Annotated in this window: 15 protein-coding genes and 1 pseudogene; 9 read left to right on the forward strand and 7 right to left on the reverse strand. The window is 64.8% G+C overall.

All coding sequences use genetic code 11. The features are described 5' to 3' along the window. Positions 1 to 68 precede the first annotated feature (68 nt). The 4 genes from HV744_RS30390 to HV744_RS30405 form a co-directional block, all read right to left on the reverse strand. The gene (locus HV744_RS30390) at positions 69 to 1,358 is read right to left on the reverse strand and encodes a DUF3443 family protein (RefSeq protein WP_175153047.1); all 1,290 of its coding nucleotides are present in this window, start codon (positions 1,356 to 1,358) and stop codon (positions 69 to 71) included. A 38-nt stretch (positions 1,359 to 1,396) separates the two neighbouring features. Next, positions 1,397 to 1,894, reverse strand: coding sequence for a DUF2844 domain-containing protein (locus HV744_RS30395; RefSeq protein WP_175153048.1), 498 nt, complete (start codon positions 1,892 to 1,894; stop codon positions 1,397 to 1,399). A gap of 175 nt (positions 1,895 to 2,069) precedes the next feature. After that, on the reverse strand, positions 2,070 to 2,393 hold the full coding sequence (locus HV744_RS30400; RefSeq protein ID WP_175153049.1) for a rhodanese-like domain-containing protein: 324 nt from the start codon (positions 2,391 to 2,393) through the stop codon (positions 2,070 to 2,072). A gap of 59 nt (positions 2,394 to 2,452) precedes the next feature. Next, positions 2,453 to 3,106, reverse strand: coding sequence for a protein-L-isoaspartate O-methyltransferase family protein (locus HV744_RS30405; protein ID WP_175153050.1), 654 nt, complete (start codon positions 3,104 to 3,106; stop codon positions 2,453 to 2,455). Positions 3,107 to 3,464: 358 nt separating this feature from the next. Between HV744_RS30405 and HV744_RS30410 the strand changes: the two genes are divergently transcribed. The 6 genes from HV744_RS30410 (at position 3,465) to HV744_RS30435 (ending at position 10,457) form a co-directional block, all read left to right on the forward strand. Beyond that, entirely contained in the window at positions 3,465 to 4,541 is a 1,077-nt protein-coding gene (locus tag HV744_RS30410; RefSeq protein WP_175153051.1) for a LacI family DNA-binding transcriptional regulator, read from the forward strand. A 3-nt stretch (positions 4,542 to 4,544) separates the two neighbouring features. After that, positions 4,545 to 6,032, forward strand: a complete 1,488-nt coding sequence (locus HV744_RS30415) for a sugar ABC transporter ATP-binding protein (RefSeq protein WP_175153052.1) — start codon at positions 4,545 to 4,547, stop codon at positions 6,030 to 6,032. After that, positions 6,013 to 7,026, forward strand: coding sequence for an ABC transporter permease (locus HV744_RS30420; protein ID WP_175153053.1), 1,014 nt, complete (start codon positions 6,013 to 6,015; stop codon positions 7,024 to 7,026). The genes HV744_RS30415 and HV744_RS30420 overlap by 20 nt, the downstream gene beginning before the upstream one ends. Before the next feature lie 114 nt (positions 7,027 to 7,140). Continuing rightward, complete coding sequence (locus HV744_RS30425; protein WP_175153054.1) at positions 7,141 to 8,103, forward strand: substrate-binding domain-containing protein; 963 nt, start codon at positions 7,141 to 7,143, stop codon at positions 8,101 to 8,103. Positions 8,104 to 8,182: 79 nt separating this feature from the next. Further along, positions 8,183 to 9,232, forward strand: coding sequence for a sugar phosphate isomerase/epimerase family protein (locus HV744_RS30430; RefSeq protein ID WP_175153055.1), 1,050 nt, complete (start codon positions 8,183 to 8,185; stop codon positions 9,230 to 9,232). A 73-nt stretch (positions 9,233 to 9,305) separates the two neighbouring features. Continuing rightward, positions 9,306 to 10,457, forward strand: coding sequence for a Gfo/Idh/MocA family protein (locus HV744_RS30435; RefSeq protein ID WP_175153056.1), 1,152 nt, complete (start codon positions 9,306 to 9,308; stop codon positions 10,455 to 10,457). A gap of 18 nt (positions 10,458 to 10,475) precedes the next feature. Here HV744_RS30435 and HV744_RS30440 read toward each other — a convergent pair whose 3' ends face one another. The 3 genes from HV744_RS30440 to HV744_RS30450 form a co-directional block, all read right to left on the reverse strand. After that, positions 10,476 to 10,736 (reverse strand): hypothetical protein, encoded by a 261-nt coding sequence (locus HV744_RS30440; RefSeq protein WP_149671581.1) that lies wholly within the window; start codon positions 10,734 to 10,736, stop codon positions 10,476 to 10,478. A gap of 131 nt (positions 10,737 to 10,867) precedes the next feature. Beyond that, positions 10,868 to 12,028, reverse strand: a complete 1,161-nt coding sequence (locus tag HV744_RS30445) for an ABC transporter substrate-binding protein (protein WP_175153057.1) — start codon at positions 12,026 to 12,028, stop codon at positions 10,868 to 10,870. Positions 12,029 to 12,071: 43 nt separating this feature from the next. Continuing rightward, on the reverse strand, positions 12,072 to 13,013 hold the full coding sequence (locus tag HV744_RS30450; protein ID WP_175153058.1) for a CysB family HTH-type transcriptional regulator: 942 nt from the start codon (positions 13,011 to 13,013) through the stop codon (positions 12,072 to 12,074). A gap of 236 nt (positions 13,014 to 13,249) precedes the next feature. Between HV744_RS30450 and HV744_RS30455 the strand changes: the two genes are divergently transcribed. From HV744_RS30455 to HV744_RS30465, 3 genes and pseudogenes are all read left to right on the forward strand, one after another. Further along, a complete protein-coding gene (locus HV744_RS30455; RefSeq protein WP_175153059.1) occupies positions 13,250 to 14,929 on the forward strand; it encodes a nitrite/sulfite reductase in 1,680 nt (559 codons plus the stop codon). A gap of 22 nt (positions 14,930 to 14,951) precedes the next feature. Further along, positions 14,952 to 15,503 carry a DUF934 domain-containing protein gene (locus tag HV744_RS30460; RefSeq protein WP_175153060.1) on the forward strand — a complete coding sequence of 184 codons (552 nt, stop codon included), beginning with the start codon at positions 14,952 to 14,954 and terminating at the stop codon, positions 15,501 to 15,503. Further along, positions 15,500 to 15,667 (forward strand): annotated as a pseudogene (locus HV744_RS30465) (phosphoadenylyl-sulfate reductase); the annotation flags it as partial. The gene HV744_RS30460 and the pseudogene HV744_RS30465, both read left to right, overlap by 4 nt.

Raw genomic sequence — 15,667 nt, forward strand, 5'->3', positions numbered from 1 at the left:
GAACTCGAGATGGGAAAGGGCGTAAGGCGGCGCCATCGACTAGCGCCGCCCTTGCATTCATGCAGTCGTCAGAACGCGACGAACGGTCCGGTCCGTTGGCCGATCCTGGCGGGGCCGATCACCGTATAGACGCTGCGGCCATAGAAGAACGGCAGTCCCCACAGGAACATGCGGTTGTTGGCGGTACCCGCAAAGTAGCTCCCGACGTTGTCGAGCGCCGCGTTCGGGGTGGCCATCAGACTGTAGGCATTGCCGACCGAGAACGGCATCTGCACAGGCGTGCCGCTGCCGTTGGTGGCCTCCATCGTCGCAGTCAACTGCAGCGTGCTGGTTGGCACGTACCACAAGCTGTTGGGGTCGCTGGGGATCGCGTTATCCGCAAACGCATAGCTATTGGTGCCGCTGTCGATGGCGCTGCGGTTGAACACCTGGCCCTGGTACTGCGTCGTGAACGTGCCGTATTTGTCGACGGCGAACACGGTGGGATTGGCCGGCATCGCATTGTTCTGCTGCGTGTTGACGCCGAACACCAGCTGGCCCGTGACGCTCGTCTGGCCGCCCGCCGCCAGCGCGGGCAGACGGATGACCGTGCCGTTGTTGTCGGCGGCGAACGCGGAGACCGGGTTCGTGACCTCCTTGCTCGCCAGCATGCGGGTGCTGATGCAGTTGTTCTGCGCCGTGCAATAGTAGTAGTTGCCCGGTATCGCGGTCTTGATCGCGTCCGCGGAATCGTTCGTGAAGTTGTCGATGCCGATAATGCCGTTGATGCCGCCGATCCTGCCCAGGTCCGGGCCGCCTTGAGCCGAGCAGTCGCCCGGCGTGTCGAACGCGCCATCCGAAATCACCTGGATCGGCAGATTGCTCGCGGTCTTGCTGCCCATCACGATGTCGGCGCGTTTGACGGAGCCCCACATGTAGCCCGAAGCAAACGGCATACATTCGGCGATCGGAAATGCGCCGCTGGTGTCATCGACCGCACCGACTTGCGTGAGCAGCAGCGGGGCCAGCGAGGGAATCGCGCGGGCCATGATGCGCACGCCTGTCGAGCCGGTGTCGACCAGCATGTTGTCGACGCTCACGCACTGCGCCGGACTCTGCGTGCCGGGCACGCAGACCTGGATCGACGCGAGCAGCGAATTGACGGTGCCCGACGAGGGGTCGACGCGAACCGACATGATGTTGGTGCCGGTGGCCGGGGCCGTCGTGCCCGAGCCGTTCGGGTTGTTCGGCGTGATGGGCCAGTCAGGCTTGGCGTTCCAGTGCACGTCGCTGCTGCTGTCACTGCCGCCGCCGCATGCGGCGAGCGTGACAAGCGCGACAAACGCGGCAAGCCGGAGCGTCTGTTTCATGGTGTTCATATTCTGTTTTCCGTAGCTTGGCACACGTTCCGCACGTTCTATTGCAGATCGCCCGGGCGTATGCCAGCGGGTATCAGATGCGGCAGCCAGGCGATGCCGTAGAAGTGCCCCAGACGGCCGCCCGATTCGATGCGAAATGTGCCGTCGCCGCTACTCAACGGTCCGCTGCCGAGCGTGCGGCTTTGACCTGCGCTGACGTAGTTGGGGAAGTAGTTGCCGAGCAGCGCGGTCATATCCGGACGGATCGGTCCTTCCCACGTGACCGCGAACACCACGTTGCTGGGGAGCACGTATTCGCGGGTCGTGACGCCGTTGGCGTCGAGCGACTGGCGCACGGTGTAGGGCGCGGTGCTGGCCGCGCTCGCCGGCTGGGCGGCCAGGGCTGTCTGAGGCGTGGCCGTCGCCACGGCTGACTGCGGTGTGGCGCGCAGCATGGTCGCTGACGCGGCGCCAAGGTTCGGCGCGCCGCCGAGGCCGGCATGCGATGAGAGCGGCAACAGGGTTGCGGCCAGCATCGCGACTCTCAAAGATCTCATCACGCGGCTCCAGAAAATGTCGGAGCATGGTGCCTGCGCGATGCTCAGGAAACCGTACGAACTTTCCGAAGCTGATGCGCGAAGCAGCGTAATGAAAGCGGGGCGTCAGTGTTGTTACGCGGGCTGAAAAGTCGCGAGGCCCGGCGCCCGCCGGCGCGTCATCGCGACCGTGCGCTCAGTAGGTGGGAACGGACGGATCGACCTGACGCGACCATGCGTCGATACCGCCTTGCAGATTGAAGACGCTGGTATGGCCACGCGATTCGAGGAACATCGCGACCTGGGCGCTGCGCGCGCCGTGATGGCAGACGCAGACGATTTGCGCGTCGTCATCGAGTTCTTCGCTGCGCGCGGGAATCTCACGCATCGGAATCGACACGGCGCCGGCGATCGACGCCGTCTGGATTTCCCATGGCTCGCGCACGTCGAGCAGCACGGGGGCGGGACGCGAGGTGTCGGCGAGCCATTCGGCGAGCGCCGCAGCAGTCAGATTTTGCATCAGCGGGACATCCAGTTCAGAGGACGGCCGCAGCGCGGCCGTCCGGATCGGCGTATGGCTTAAAACTTGAAACGCGGCGGCTGCACGGCGTTGATCAGCGGCTCGACATACGTTTCGAACACGTCGGCGATGCGGTATTGCTTCTCGTCGATACGCGTGATGACTTGCGCCTTCATGACCGGCGCGGTGCCGACGAAGGCCGCGAGGCGCCCGCCGATCTTCAGGTGTTCGAGGATTTCCTGCGGCAGCACCGGCAGGCCGCCCGACACGCAGATCACGTCGTACGGCGCGGCGCCGGCCCAGCCGCGCGACGCGTCGCCGGTGGCGACTTCGGCGTTCAGCACGCCGTTGGCGATCAGGTTGTTTTTGGCCAGTTCCGCCAGTTCCGGTTCGATATCGACCGTCAGCACGTGCTGCGCGCGATGCGCGAGCAGTGCCGCCATGTAACCCGAGCCCGCGCCGATTTCGAGCACACTTTCGTGTTTCTTCACCGCCAGTTCCTGCAGCACGCGCGCCTCGATGCGCGGCGCCAGCATATGCTGACCGGCCGGCAGCGGCACTTCGAAGTCGACGAAGGCCAACTCGCGATAGGCGGCAGGGACGAAATTTTCACGCTTGACGATCGACAGCAGATTCAGCACGTCCTGGTCGAGCACTTCCCAGGGGCGGATCTGCTGTTCGATCATGTTGAAACGCGCTTGCTCGATATTCATGGTGGATTCGGCGGTTTGGTTTGGCGAGTGGGCGATGAGGTTGACCCTGCGTTTGACCGTGCGTTGGGCCAACTCCGCCACTGACTTTTTGCCTCTGACCGGCCGCTTCGCGAAAACCACGCTGGATGCGGGCCGCGCCAGGGTAACTGCGGGATTGTACCAAATGGCGGCGTCGAGCCGGGTTCTCGCGGGCAGGCGCGCCGGCCTGCGGTTCGCGTCCTTGCGTGTGCCGGCGCAGTCTGGTGCATCCCTGCGCGAGCCGTTGCGGCCCCCGTGTTAATCCCTGGCGATCCGTCCTTGCGATTCCCGCTTTGATCGTCCAAGAATGTAATCGATTACATTTTCGACACGAGTTCACTTGTCCAGATCGTCGTCCAAAGCGGCCCCGGCGGCGTTGTCCGGGGCGCGTCCTCAGCCCGGGATTCGGCCGCTGCGCGCGGCCGAAGGCTTGTCGATCGCCGGCGTGGCCGAGCAGGCGGGAGTGTCGGTGGCGACGGTGTCGCGTGTGCTGAACGGCCACGAGAACGTGCGGCCCGCCACGCGCGACAAGGTGCTCGCCGCGATTGACGCGAGCGGCTACCGCGTCAACGAACTCGCGCGCAATCTGCGCACCGCCGAAAGCCGGCTGTTGTTGACCATGGTGCCTGACGTCGGCAATCCGTTTTACGCGGAGATCGTGCGCGGCATCGACAGCGTCGCGCGCCAGCACGGCTACTTCATGCTGCTGTGCGACACGGGCGCGGACCCAGGGCGCGAGCGCAGCTACTTCGACCTGTTGCGCCGGCGCCGCGCGGACGGCGCGATCTGTCTCGATCCGGCCGCCATCCAGCAGGCGCTCGGCGAGGCGTCCGGCGCGCTGCCGTGGGTCGCGTGCTGCGAGTTCGATCCGGCCGTCGGCGTGCCGTACGTGGGCATCGACAACTACCGGGCCGCCGGCGACGCGGTGCGGCATCTGCTTGCACGCGGCCACCGGCGCATCGGGCTGATCAATTCCGATGTCGACTACCTGTACGCGCGGCAGCGTCAGCAAGGCTATCTGGACGCGCTGACCGAAGCGGGCATCACGCCGGACCCGCGCTGGCGGATGAACCTGAACAGCCTCGACTACGAAGCGGGCGCGTCCGCCGCGCTCACGCTGACGCAGCAGCGGCGCGCGCCCAGCGCGATCTTCGCGGTGTCCGACACGTTGGCGATCGGCGTGATCCACGGCTTGCGCAGCGTCGGCAAGCGAGTGCCGGACGATGTCGCGGTGGTCGGTTTCGACGACATCTCGCTTGCCGCGCAAATCGATCCGCCGCTCACCACCATCGCGCAGCCGATGCGCGAACTCGGCGAAACCGCCGCGCGCCTGCTGTTGCAGCGCCTGGCGAATCCTTTGGCGAACGTGCCGGGCGTGCTGCTGCCGCATCGGCTCGTGATTCGCGGGAGCGCGTGAACCATGAGCCTCGCGATCCGTTTCGACGACATCCGCAAAGACTTCGGCCCGGTGCGCGTGCTGCATGGCGTGAGCTTCGATCTCGCGCCGGGGCGCATCTACGGTCTGCTCGGCGAGAACGGCGCCGGCAAATCGACGCTGATGAAAATCCTCGCCGGGTATGAGACCGCGACCTCGGGCACCTTGCTGGTCGAAGGCCGCGCGCAACAGTTCGCCGGCTCGCGTGAAGCTGAAGCACAGGGCATCGTGCTGATTCACCAGGAGTTCAATCTCGCCGAGCATCTGACGATCGCGCAGAACATGTATCTCGGCCACGAGAAGCGGCGCGGCTGGTTCGTCGACGACGCGGCGATGCGCGCCGAGGCCGCGCGTTATCTCGCGCAGGTCGGTCTGCAGAAAGCGCCGGACACCAAGGTGCGCACGCTGATCGTCGCGGAAAAGCAGATGGTGGAGATCGCGAAGGCGCTGTCGCGCCGCGCGCGCCTGCTGATCATGGACGAGCCGACCGCCACGCTGACGCCGGCGGAAACCGAACGGCTCTTCACGCTGATGGCGAAGCTCAAGGCCGACGGCGTGACGATCGTCTACATCTCGCACAAGCTGGACGAAGTGGAGCGCATCACCGACGAAGTGATCGTGATGCGCGACGGCCGCTTCGTCGCGCGCAGCGAGACCGCGGCGCTCGCGCGTCAGCAGATGGCGAACCTGATGGTCGGGCGCGATGTGTCCGACATGTTCCCCGACAAGCTCACCGTGCCCGCCGACGCGCCGCTCGCGTTAAAGGTGGAAGGCCTTGCCGTGCCGGATTGGGTCGAAGACCTGAGCTTCGACGTGCGCGCCGGCGAAGTGCTCGGCTTCGCGGGCCTGGTCGGCGCGGGCCGCACGGAGGCGTTCGAAGCGATCATCGGCTTGCGCAAGCGCACCGCGGGGCGCATCGAAATCGCCGGACGGCGCGCCGACCTGAAGAGCCCGCGCGACGCGATGCGTCACGGCCTCACGTATCTGAGCGAGGACCGCAAGGGCAAGGGCCTGCACGTGAACCTGAGCCTGCAGGACAACGTCACGCTGATGACGCTCGAACGCTACGCGCATCCGCTGCTCGATCTGAAAGCGGGGCGCGCGGCGTTGACCAGGGCGGTCGGCGAATTCGGCATCCGCACCGGCGATCTGTCGAGCCGAGCGCGGATGCTCTCCGGCGGCAATCAGCAAAAACTCGCGCTCGCCAAGTTCCTGCAACCCGACCCGAACGTGATCGTGCTCGACGAGCCGACTCGCGGCGTCGACGTCGGCGCGAAACGCGACATCTATTTCCTGATTCATCGTCTCGCCGTGCAGGGCCGCGCGGTGATCGTCATTTCATCCGAACTGATCGAGCTTATCGGCTTGTGCCACCGCGTCGCCGTGATGCGCGCGGGACGCCTGCAAGCCACGCTGACGCTCGAGCATCTGACCGAAGAGGAGTTGATCGCCCATGCGACCGGCACCCACTGAAGCCGTGCAATCCGGCCGCGCGCTGCGCTTCGCGCATCGTCTGTATGCGCTCGGGCCGCTGGTCGGGCTGATCCTGCTGTGCATCGTCGGCACGCTGCTGAACCGCGATTTCGCGACGCTCGACAACCTGATGAACGTGCTCACGCGCACGTCGTTCATCGGCATCATCGCGGTCGGCATGACTTTCGTGATCATTTCGGGCGGCATCGATCTGTCGGTCGGCTCGATGGCGGCGCTGATCGCGGGCAGCATGATCTGGCTGATGAACGGACTCGCGTCGGGCGCGGGCGGCCACACGTTCGCGCCGCTCGTGATCGTGTCGATCGGCATTGTGGCGGCGCTGGTGCTCGGCGGGCTGTTCGGCTGCGCGCACGGCTTGCTGATTACCAAAGGACGGATCGAGCCGTTCATCGTCACGCTCGGCACGCTAGGGATCTTTCGCGCGGTGCTCACGTGGCTCGCCGACGGCGGCGCATTGACGCTCGACAATTCGTTATCCGATCTATATGGACCCGTGTACTACGCAAGCCTGTTCGGCGTGCCGGTGCCGATCTGGGTGTTCCTCGTGGTGGCGGCGGGCGGCGCGCTGATCCTCAATCGCACCGCGTTCGGCCGTCACGTGCAGGCGATCGGTTCGAACGAACAGGTCGCGCGCTATGCGGCGATCCGTGTCGACACGGTGAAGATCGTCACGTATGTGCTGCTCGGCATCTGCGTCGGCGTCGCGACCGTGCTCTACGTGCCGCGGCTCGGCTCGGCCACGCCGACCACCGGGCTCTTGTGGGAGCTCGAAGCGATCGCGTCAGTGGTGGTCGGCGGCACCGCGCTCAAAGGCGGCGAAGGACGCGTGATCGGCACGGTGATCGGCGCGATCCTGCTGTCGGTGATCGCCAACATTCTGAATCTGACCAGCATCATCAGCGTGTATCTGAACGCGGCGGTGCAGGGCGTGGTGATTATCTTCGTCGCGTTCGTGCAGCGCGGACGGCGATAGCTATAGCGCTTCAAAGTGCACAAGCGGAAGTGGAGCAACGGCAGGTCCGGGAATCGGGGCGCATGAACGCCTCATAACGCAACTATGTTGCATGGGATCAGAGGAGACACAACCATGAAGCAGGTCATTCGAGCGGTCGGCGCCGGCATGCTGGCGTTGGGGATACTGGGCACGGCAGGCGTCGCGCGTGCCGACGACAAGGTCACGCTGGGCGTCGCGATTCCGACGGCCGACCACGGCTTCACGGGCGGCATCGTCTGGTGGGCGAACAAGGCGAAAGCCGATCTGGAGAAAGCGCATCCCGACCTGAAGGTGATCGTGAAGACCGCGGCCGGCGCGCCCGAACAGGCGAATCAGTTGCAGGACCTGGTGACGGTCAACAAGATCAACGCGCTGGTGATCTTCCCGTTCGAGTCGGCCTCGCTCACGCAGCCGGTCGCGCAGGTGAAGAAGAAGGGCGTGTACGTGACGGTGGTCGATCGCGGCCTGACCGACACCAGCGCGCAGGATGCGTATGTGGCGGGCGACAACACCGCGTTCGGCAAGATTCCCGCCGAGTATCTGGCCAAGGCGCTCGACGGCAAGGGCAACATCGTCGCGCTGCGCGGCATTCCGACGACGCTCGACAACGAGCGCTGGGCCGCGTTCACCGGCGTGCTGAAGAGCTATCCGGACATCAAGATTCTCGACGCGAAGTACGCGAACTGGAATCGCGACGACGCGTTCAAGGTGATGCAGGACTACCTGACGCGCTTCAAGCACATCGACGCCGTGTGGGCCGCCGACGACGACATGGCGGTCGGCGTGATGAGGGCGATCGACCAGGCCAGGCGCAACGACATCAAGATCGTGTTCGGCGGCGCGGGCTCGAAGGGCATGGTGAAGAACGTGATGGACGGCGCGCCGATGATCAAGGCCGACGTGTCGTACTCGCCGAAATTCATCTACGACGCGATCAAGCTCACCGCCGAGGCGCGTCTGAAGGGCGACAAGCTGCCGGCCACCACGATCATCCCGTCCGTGCTGATCACGAAGGAAAACGCGCAGCAGTTCTATTTTCCGGACTCGCCGTTCTGACTATGAGTCTCCGGGCACGCTTGCAGCGCTTGCTGTCGCAAAGACGCTGCGAGCGCGCCATCGTTCGAGGAACCGTACGATGAAAACCATCAAGGGGCCGGCGATCTTTCTCGCCCAGTTCATGGGCGACGAGGTGCCGTTCGACAATCTCGCGCATCTGGCGAGCTGGGCCGCGGGTCTCGGCTTCAAGGGGATCCAGGTGCCGTGCGACGCGCGCCTGATCGATCTGGAGCAGGCGGCGGCGAGTCAAACCTATTGCGACGAGTTGTGCGAGATCACGGACGATGCGGGCGTGACGATCACCGAACTGTCGACGCATCTGCAAGGGCAGCTGGTCGCCGTGCATCCGGCGTATGACGCGCTGTTCGACGGGTTCGCCGCGCCGCATGTGCGTGGCGATCCCGCCGCGCGCGCGCAGTGGGCGGTCGAGCAGATGAAGCTCGCGGCGAAGGCGTCGCGGCGTTTGGGCTTGACGACGCACGTGTCGTTTTCGGGCGCGCTGGCGTGGCCGTATCTGTATCCGTGGCCGCAACGTCCGGCGGGTCTGGTCGAAGCCGCGTTCGACGAGCTCGCGCGCCGCTGGACGCCGATTCTCGATGGGTTCGACGAAGCCGGTGTGGACGTCTGCTACGAACTGCATCCGGGCGAGGACCTGCACGACGGCGTGACCTTCGAGCGCTTTCTCGACGCGGTGAAGCAGCATGCGCGCGCGAACATCCTCTACGATCCGAGTCATTTCGTGCTGCAACAGCTCGACTACCTCGCGTTCATCGACATCTATCACGAGCGCATCAAGGCGTTCCATGTGAAGGACGCGGAGTTTCGTCCGAATGGAAAGCAGGGCGTGTATGGCGGATATAGCGGCTGGATCGAACGGGCGGGGCGTTTCAGATCGCTCGGCGACGGACAGATCGACTTCGGCGCGATCTTCTCGAAGATGGCGCAATACGATTTCCCCGGCTGGGCCGTGCTCGAATGGGAGTGCGCGCTAAAACATCCGCACGACGGCGCGCGCGAAGGCGCGGAGTTCATTCGCCGGCACATCATCCGCGTGGCCGAGCATGCGTTCGACGATTTCGCCGGCAGCGGTGTGGATGCGGCGCAGTTGAAGCGCGTGCTTGGCCTCTGACGGCGGTTCGGCGAATCGGCGGCGTGGTTCGGCGGAGCGGGTCTCGCGCTGCTCAAACGAAGGAGTGAAGGCGATGCCACAAAGAAGGCTCAGGCTGGGGATGGTCGGCGGCGGCCAGGGTGCGTTCATCGGCGCGGTGCATCGGATCGCGGCGCGGCTCGACGATCGCTTTGAACTGGTGGCGGGCGCGTTGTCGTCCGATCCGCGGCGCGCGCAGGCGAGCGCCGCCGAGGCCGGCATCGCGCGCAGTTACGCGGACTGGCGCGAGATGGCGCGCGCCGAAGCCGCGCGTGACGACGGCATCGACGCGGTCGCGATCGTCACGCCGAATCATCTGCATGCGCCGGTGGCGACGGCCTTTCTCGAAGCGGGCATTCACGTGGTGTGCGATAAGCCGCTGGCGATTTCGCTGGCGCAAGGCGAAGCGCTCGCGAAGCTCGCGCGCGAGAAGGGCAAGCTGTTTGCGCTGACGCATACGTATTCCGGCTACCCGCTGGTGCGCCATGCGCGCGAGTTGGTCGAGCGCGGCGAGCTGGGCGAGATTCGCGTGGTGCAGGTCGAATACGCGCAGGACTGGCTGGCCGAACCGGTTGAGTCGAGCGGCGCGAACAAGCAGGCCGGCTGGCGCACCGACCCTGCGTTAGCGGGACCAGCGGGCTGTCTCGGCGATATCGGCACGCACGCGCATCACCTCGCGGCCTTCGTCACGGGGATGACGCCTCAGGCGCTGTCGGCGGAGCTGCATACCTTCGTGCCCGGACGCCGGATCGATGATCACGTGCAGGCGATGCTGCGCTATCCGAACGGCGCGCGCGGCATGTTATGGGCAAGCCAGGTGGCGAGCGGCGCGGAGAACGCGTTGCGTCTGCGGGTGTACGGAACCAAAGCGGGCCTCGCTTTCGATCAGGAGCAGCCGAACGAATTGTGGTTCACGCCGCTAGGCGGGCTGGCTGAGCGGCTGACCCGAGGGCGGGTGAAAAGCGCGCTGGCCAGGCACGCGACGCGCGTGCCGCCGGGGCATCCTGAAGGTTATCTGGAAGCGTTCGCGCAGTTGTACAAGGACGCCGCGTTGCAGATCGAAGCGTTGGACGAAGGCCGCGCGTTGCCTGCCGAAAGTCTGTTGCTCACGACGGTGGACGACGGTGTGGCGGGTCTGCGCTTTATCGGTGCGGTGCTGGCGAGCAGCGCGGCGGACGGTCAATGGCGCGAGATTGCAAGGGCGTGAAGCGGCGCGGCCCCTCGCTCACCCACCCTTGCTCTTCTTGATCTGCTCTTCGAACGCGATGTCGAGCTTGCTCGCCTTGCGCGGTTTTTGCGGCCCGAACGCATCGACGAATTTGACGAAGTCGTCGAGCGTCAACGGGTCGGAGACTTTCTTGTCGGTGCCGCTCGATTTGTCGACCAGATAGAACAGGCCGCCGGACAGGCTGATCGCGGCGAACTGCGGATTGCCGCTGCGCGTTTTCAGCCGTTCGACAGCGTGGATGGCTCGGGTGGTGCGCATGGTGTGGGACTGCTGATCGGGGGAAGACTGCTACTTTAACAATTTCGCCGACGCCGCGCGCCTTGGCGTCGTCGCCTGAGTGCCCAGGTGTCTCAGTCCCGCTTGCGCCGAAACATGCGCCGCTGACTCGCTTACTGGCTCAAATAGACAAACTTGCCGTTCCTGATCACACCCATCACGCTCGCGCGCTGATCCAGACCGACGTGGTCCTTCGGGCTCGTGTTGACCACGCCATTCGGCACGACCAGTTCGTGCGCGTGCTCCAGCTCGTCACGCAATGCCACGCGGAACGCCGGCGTGCCCGGCTGCGCGGTCTTTAGCGCGCGCGCCACCGCGTCCTGCAAACGCGGATACACGCCGGCCGCGTCGCCCGCGAATTGCGTCACGCTGCCCGCGCCGTACTTCGCTTCATACTCGTTGGCGAACGCGAGCGCCGCCTTCTTTGCCGGATGATCGGCCGGCAGCGTGCGCGCGACCACCACCGGCTGGGTCGGGAACAGCGTGCCTTCCACGTCCTTGCCGCCGAGCTTGATGAACTCCGGCGTGGCGATGCCGTGGGTCTGGTAGATCGGCCCTTTGTAGCCGCGTTCGATCAGCGTGCGCTGCGGCAGCACCGTCGGCGTGCCCGCACCGGCGATCAGGATCGCGTCGGGCCTGGCGGCCATCAGCTTGAGAATCTGGCCGGTGACGCTCGCGTCCGTGCGGTTATAGCGCTCGGTGGCGACCAACTGGATATGACGCAGCGCCGCGAACTTGCTGAACTCATTGAGCCAGCTCTCGCCGTAACCGTCCGCGAAACCGATGAAGCCCACCGTCTTCACGTTGTGATTGGACATGTAGCGCGTCATCACGTCGGCCATCGCGCTGTCGGTCTGCGCCATCTTGTACGCCCACACCTTCTTGCCTTCCTGCGGCTCGACCACGCTGGCCGAGCCGATCAGCGTGATCATCGGCGTCTGGCTTTCGGCGACCGGATCGAGCGCGGCCATCGCGGCCGGCGTGATGTTCGGGCCGACGATCACGTCGACGTGGTCCTCGTTGATCAGCTTGCGGATATTGCGCACGGCGGCGCCCGGGTCGGACGCGTCGTCGAGGAAGAGGTAGTCGGCTTTCTGGCCGGCGATCGTCGCGGGCCACATCAGCATCGCGTTCTTGCTGGTGATGCCGATCACGGCCGCCGGGCCGGTGCTCGACAGATCGATGCCGACCTTCAGGTCGGCATGGGCTACGGTGGCGAGCAACAGCGCGCCGAGAGCGGCGAGGCCGCGAAGTTTGTTGTTATGCGACGTCATCGAGGGGTCTCCGTAGCGGGGAAAGCAGGAAGCGGTGGTGATGTCAAAGTTCGTAGGTTTCGTGTTCGCCCTTGAGCGCCTGTTCGATCAGCTTGCGGTTCATGCTCGGCGACAACAGTTCGACGAGCGTATACACATAGCTGCGCAGATAGGCGCCCTGCTTCAGCGCGACGCGCGTCACGTTGCTGCCGAACAGGTGGCCGACCGGCATCGCGCGCAAATGGCGGTCGCGCTCGGCGTTGAACGCGATGTCCGCCATGATGCCGACGCCCAGCCCCAGTTCCACGTAGGTCTTGATCACGTCGGCGTCGATTGCCTCCAGCACGATGTCCGGATGCAGCCCGCGCAGACGGAACGCCTCGTTGATCTTGGTGCGGCCGGCGAACGCGTTGTCATACGTAATCAGCGGATACTGGGTCAGATCGTCCAGCGACAACAGTTTGCGGTCGAGCAGCGGATGATCCAGCTGCATCACCGCGAGGTGGTGCCACTGGAAGCAGGGCAGCGACACCAGTTCCTTATAGTTGGCGATCGCCTCGGTGGCGATCGCGAGGTCGGCCTGGTCGTGCAGCACCATCTCGGCGACCTGCGTCGGGCTGCCTTGCAAGATCGAAAGGTGGACTTTGGGAAAGCGCTTCTTGAACTCGGCGATCGCGGCCGGCAGCGAGTAGCGCGCCTGGGTGTGGGTCGCGGCGATTACCAGATTGCCCTGATCCTGCGCCGCGTAATCTTTACCGACACGCTTCAGGCTCTCGACTTCCTGCAGGATTTTCTCGACCGACTGCAATATGATGCGCCCCGGCTCGGTCAGCGAACGCACGCGCTTGCCGTGCCGCGTGAAGATTTCGACGCCCAGCTCGTCCTCGAGCTCGATGATCGCCTTGGAAACGCCCGGCTGGCTGGTAAACAGCGCCTTGGCCGCATCGGTGAGGTTGAAGTTCTGCCGCACAGCCTCGCGGACGAAGCGGAATTGATGCAGGTTCATATATAACCCCTCCGCATATAAAAAGAATTTTTTAGTCGTTTGAAATATAAGGCGAGTTTATTACGATCTGTCCATCTTTTTCAATATGGATATCTGTATTTGGCATAAGCAAATGAGAGATGGGTCTAAACGCTCGTTTGCGGTGGCTGACCAAGAACAGGTGTTCAAAGGCGGGACGAAACCGGTGCGCCGGCCGCCGGATCGTCGTGAGTCACGCAAAAAATTGGGGTCCCCGAATGTACCAATACGATCAGTACGACCAGACCATCGTCGATGAACGGGTCGCGCAATACGCCGATCAGGTTCGCCGCCGCTTGTCGGGCGAATTGAGCGAAGAGGAGTTTCGTCCGCTGCGCCTGCAGAACGGCCTGTACTTGCAGCGCCACGCGTACATGCACCGCATCGCGATTCCGTACGGCAACCTGCGCAGCGACCAGATGCGCGTGCTCGCGCAGATCGCGCGTGAACACGACCGCGGCTACGGCCATTTTTCGACGCGCTCGAACATCCAGTACAACTGGATCAAGCTCGAAGAAACGCCGGAAATCCTGCGCAAGCTCGCCGCGGTGCAGATGCATGGCATCCAGACCTCGGGCAACTGCATCCGCAACATCACCGCCGATCAGTTCGCCGGCGTGGCGCCGGACGAGGTGGTCGATCCGCGTCCGTGGGCGGAAATCCTGCGTCAATGGTCGACGTTCCACCCCGAATTCGCGTGGCTGCCGCGCAAGTTCAAGATCGCCGTGTCGGGTTCGAAGGAAGACCGCGCGGCCGTGCAGATTCACGACATGGGCGTGTATCTGAGGAAGAACGAGCAGGGCGAACTGGTGGCCGATATCCTGGCCGGTGGCGGCATGGGCCGTACGCCGATCATCGGCGCGATCATCCGTCGCGATCTGCCGTGGCAGCATCTGCTGACGTACTGCGAAGCCGTGCTGCGCGTGTACAACCGCTATGGCCGCCGCGACAACATGTACAAGGCGCGCATCAAGATTCTCGTGAAGGCGTTGAGCCCGGAGAAATTCTCGGCGCAAGTCGAAGAAGAATGGCAGCACCTGAAGGACGGTCCGTCGACGCTCACGCAGGCGGAAGTGGATCGCGTGGTCCAGTACTTCCAGCCGCCGGTCTACGACAAGCTGCCGGAAACGGACGCTTCGTTCGAAAAGCATCTGCTGGAAAGCCGCGCATTCGCGCGCTGGGTCGAGCGGAACGTGCGTCCGCACAAGGTTTCGGGCTACGCGTCGGTGACGCTGTCGCTCAAGCCAACCACGATCGCCCCGGGCGACGCGACCGACGCGCAGATGGACGCGGTCGCCGATTGGGCCGACGAGTACTCGTTCGGCGAAATCCGCGTGTCGCACGAGCAGAACCTGATTCTCGCCAACGTGAAGAAGCGCGACCTGTTCGCGCTGTGGGAAAAGGCCAAGGCGCAAGGTTTCGCGACGCCGAACATCGGCTTGCTGACCGACATCATCGCGTGCCCGGGCGGCGACTTCTGCTCGCTCGCGAATGCGAAGTCGATTCCGATCGCACTGGCCATCCAGGAACGCTTCAACGATCTCGACTACGTGTACGACCTCGGCGACGTGTCGCTGAACATCTCGGGCTGCATCAACGCGTGCGGTCACCACCACGTCGGCAACATCGGCATTCTGGGTGTCGATAAGGACGGCTCGGAGTGGTATCAGGTGACGCTCGGCGGCGAGCAGGGCACGGGCGTCACCGGCGCGCACCTGGGCCGCGTGATCGGCCCGTCGTTCTCGGCGGAAGAAATGCCGGACGTGATGAGCAAGGTGATCGACACGTTCGTGGAGAATCGCCAGGAAGGCGAGCGCTTCATCGAAACGTACAACCGCATCGGCATCACCCCGTTCAAGGAACGTGTGTACGCGTCGCGTCAACCGGCCCACGCGTAACCGCGAAAAGGATACTGAACAGATGGCTTCTATCATCAAGAACCGCGCAATCGTCAACGATGACTGGACGGTCGTGCGTCCTGCGGAAGACGGCTCGCTGCCGCCGGTGAACGAATTGCCGGCCGGCAAGGTGCTGGTGCCGCTCGCGCTGTGGCAGGCTGAGCGTGAAGCGCTGAGCGCGTCGCGCAGCGCCGCTGAGATCGGCGTGTGGCTCGCGCCGGATAGCGAACCGGCGGATATCGCCGGCGACTTCGACAAGCTCGCGCTGATCGGCGTGGACTTCCCGGTGTTCCGCGACGGCCGTGGCTATAGCATCGGCCGCCTGCTGCGCGAGCGTTATGGCTACAAGGGCGAACTGCGCGCGATCGGCGACGTGCTGCGCGACCAGTTGACGTTCATGTTCCGTTGCGGCTTCGACGCGTATGCACTGCGCGCGGATAAAGACTTCGACGACGCGCTGAAGGCGTTCGACGAATTCAGCGTGCAATACCAGGGCGCGGTGGACAACCCGTCGCCGCTGTTCCGCCGCCGCGCGGCGGCGGCTGCCGCTGCGGCGGACGAGGTCTCGGCATGAACGGCGCACAATCGCTCACGCCGGAACTCGCCGCGAAGGTCGAGCGCCTCGACGCGCTGCTCGACTCGATCGCCGCGCGTCACGCGAACGTGAAGCTCGCCAGCAGCCTCGCAGCGGAAGACATGCTGCTCACGCACGCGATCCTGTCGCGCGGCGTGAAGATC

This window comes from Paraburkholderia ultramafica, from assembly GCF_902859915.1.
Classification (GTDB): domain Bacteria; phylum Pseudomonadota; class Gammaproteobacteria; order Burkholderiales; family Burkholderiaceae; genus Paraburkholderia; species Paraburkholderia ultramafica.

Excerpts from the sequence above, each read along its gene's own strand:
- HV744_RS30455 (WP_175153059.1), top strand. The coding sequence starts at position 13,250 with ATGTACCAATACGATCAGTACGACCAGACCATCGTCGATGAACGGGTC.
- HV744_RS30400 (WP_175153049.1), bottom strand. The coding sequence starts at position 2,393 with ATGCAAAATCTGACTGCTGCGGCGCTCGCCGAATGGCTCGCCGACACC.
- HV744_RS30405 (WP_175153050.1), bottom strand. The coding sequence starts at position 3,106 with ATGAATATCGAGCAAGCGCGTTTCAACATGATCGAACAGCAGATCCGC.
- HV744_RS30460 (WP_175153060.1), top strand. The coding sequence starts at position 14,952 with ATGGCTTCTATCATCAAGAACCGCGCAATCGTCAACGATGACTGGACG.
- HV744_RS30450 (WP_175153058.1), bottom strand. The coding sequence starts at position 13,013 with ATGAACCTGCATCAATTCCGCTTCGTCCGCGAGGCTGTGCGGCAGAAC.
- HV744_RS30425 (WP_175153054.1), top strand. The coding sequence starts at position 7,141 with ATGAAGCAGGTCATTCGAGCGGTCGGCGCCGGCATGCTGGCGTTGGGG.
- HV744_RS30435 (WP_175153056.1), top strand. The coding sequence starts at position 9,306 with ATGCCACAAAGAAGGCTCAGGCTGGGGATGGTCGGCGGCGGCCAGGGT.
- HV744_RS30445 (WP_175153057.1), bottom strand. The coding sequence starts at position 12,028 with ATGACGTCGCATAACAACAAACTTCGCGGCCTCGCCGCTCTCGGCGCG.
- HV744_RS30415 (WP_175153052.1), top strand. The coding sequence starts at position 4,545 with ATGAGCCTCGCGATCCGTTTCGACGACATCCGCAAAGACTTCGGCCCG.
- HV744_RS30430 (WP_175153055.1), top strand. The coding sequence starts at position 8,183 with ATGAAAACCATCAAGGGGCCGGCGATCTTTCTCGCCCAGTTCATGGGC.
- HV744_RS30395 (WP_175153048.1), bottom strand. The coding sequence starts at position 1,894 with ATGAGATCTTTGAGAGTCGCGATGCTGGCCGCAACCCTGTTGCCGCTC.
- HV744_RS30390 (WP_175153047.1), bottom strand. The coding sequence starts at position 1,358 with ATGAACACCATGAAACAGACGCTCCGGCTTGCCGCGTTTGTCGCGCTT.
- HV744_RS30440 (WP_149671581.1), bottom strand. The coding sequence starts at position 10,736 with ATGCGCACCACCCGAGCCATCCACGCTGTCGAACGGCTGAAAACGCGC.
- HV744_RS30420 (WP_175153053.1), top strand. The coding sequence starts at position 6,013 with ATGCGACCGGCACCCACTGAAGCCGTGCAATCCGGCCGCGCGCTGCGC.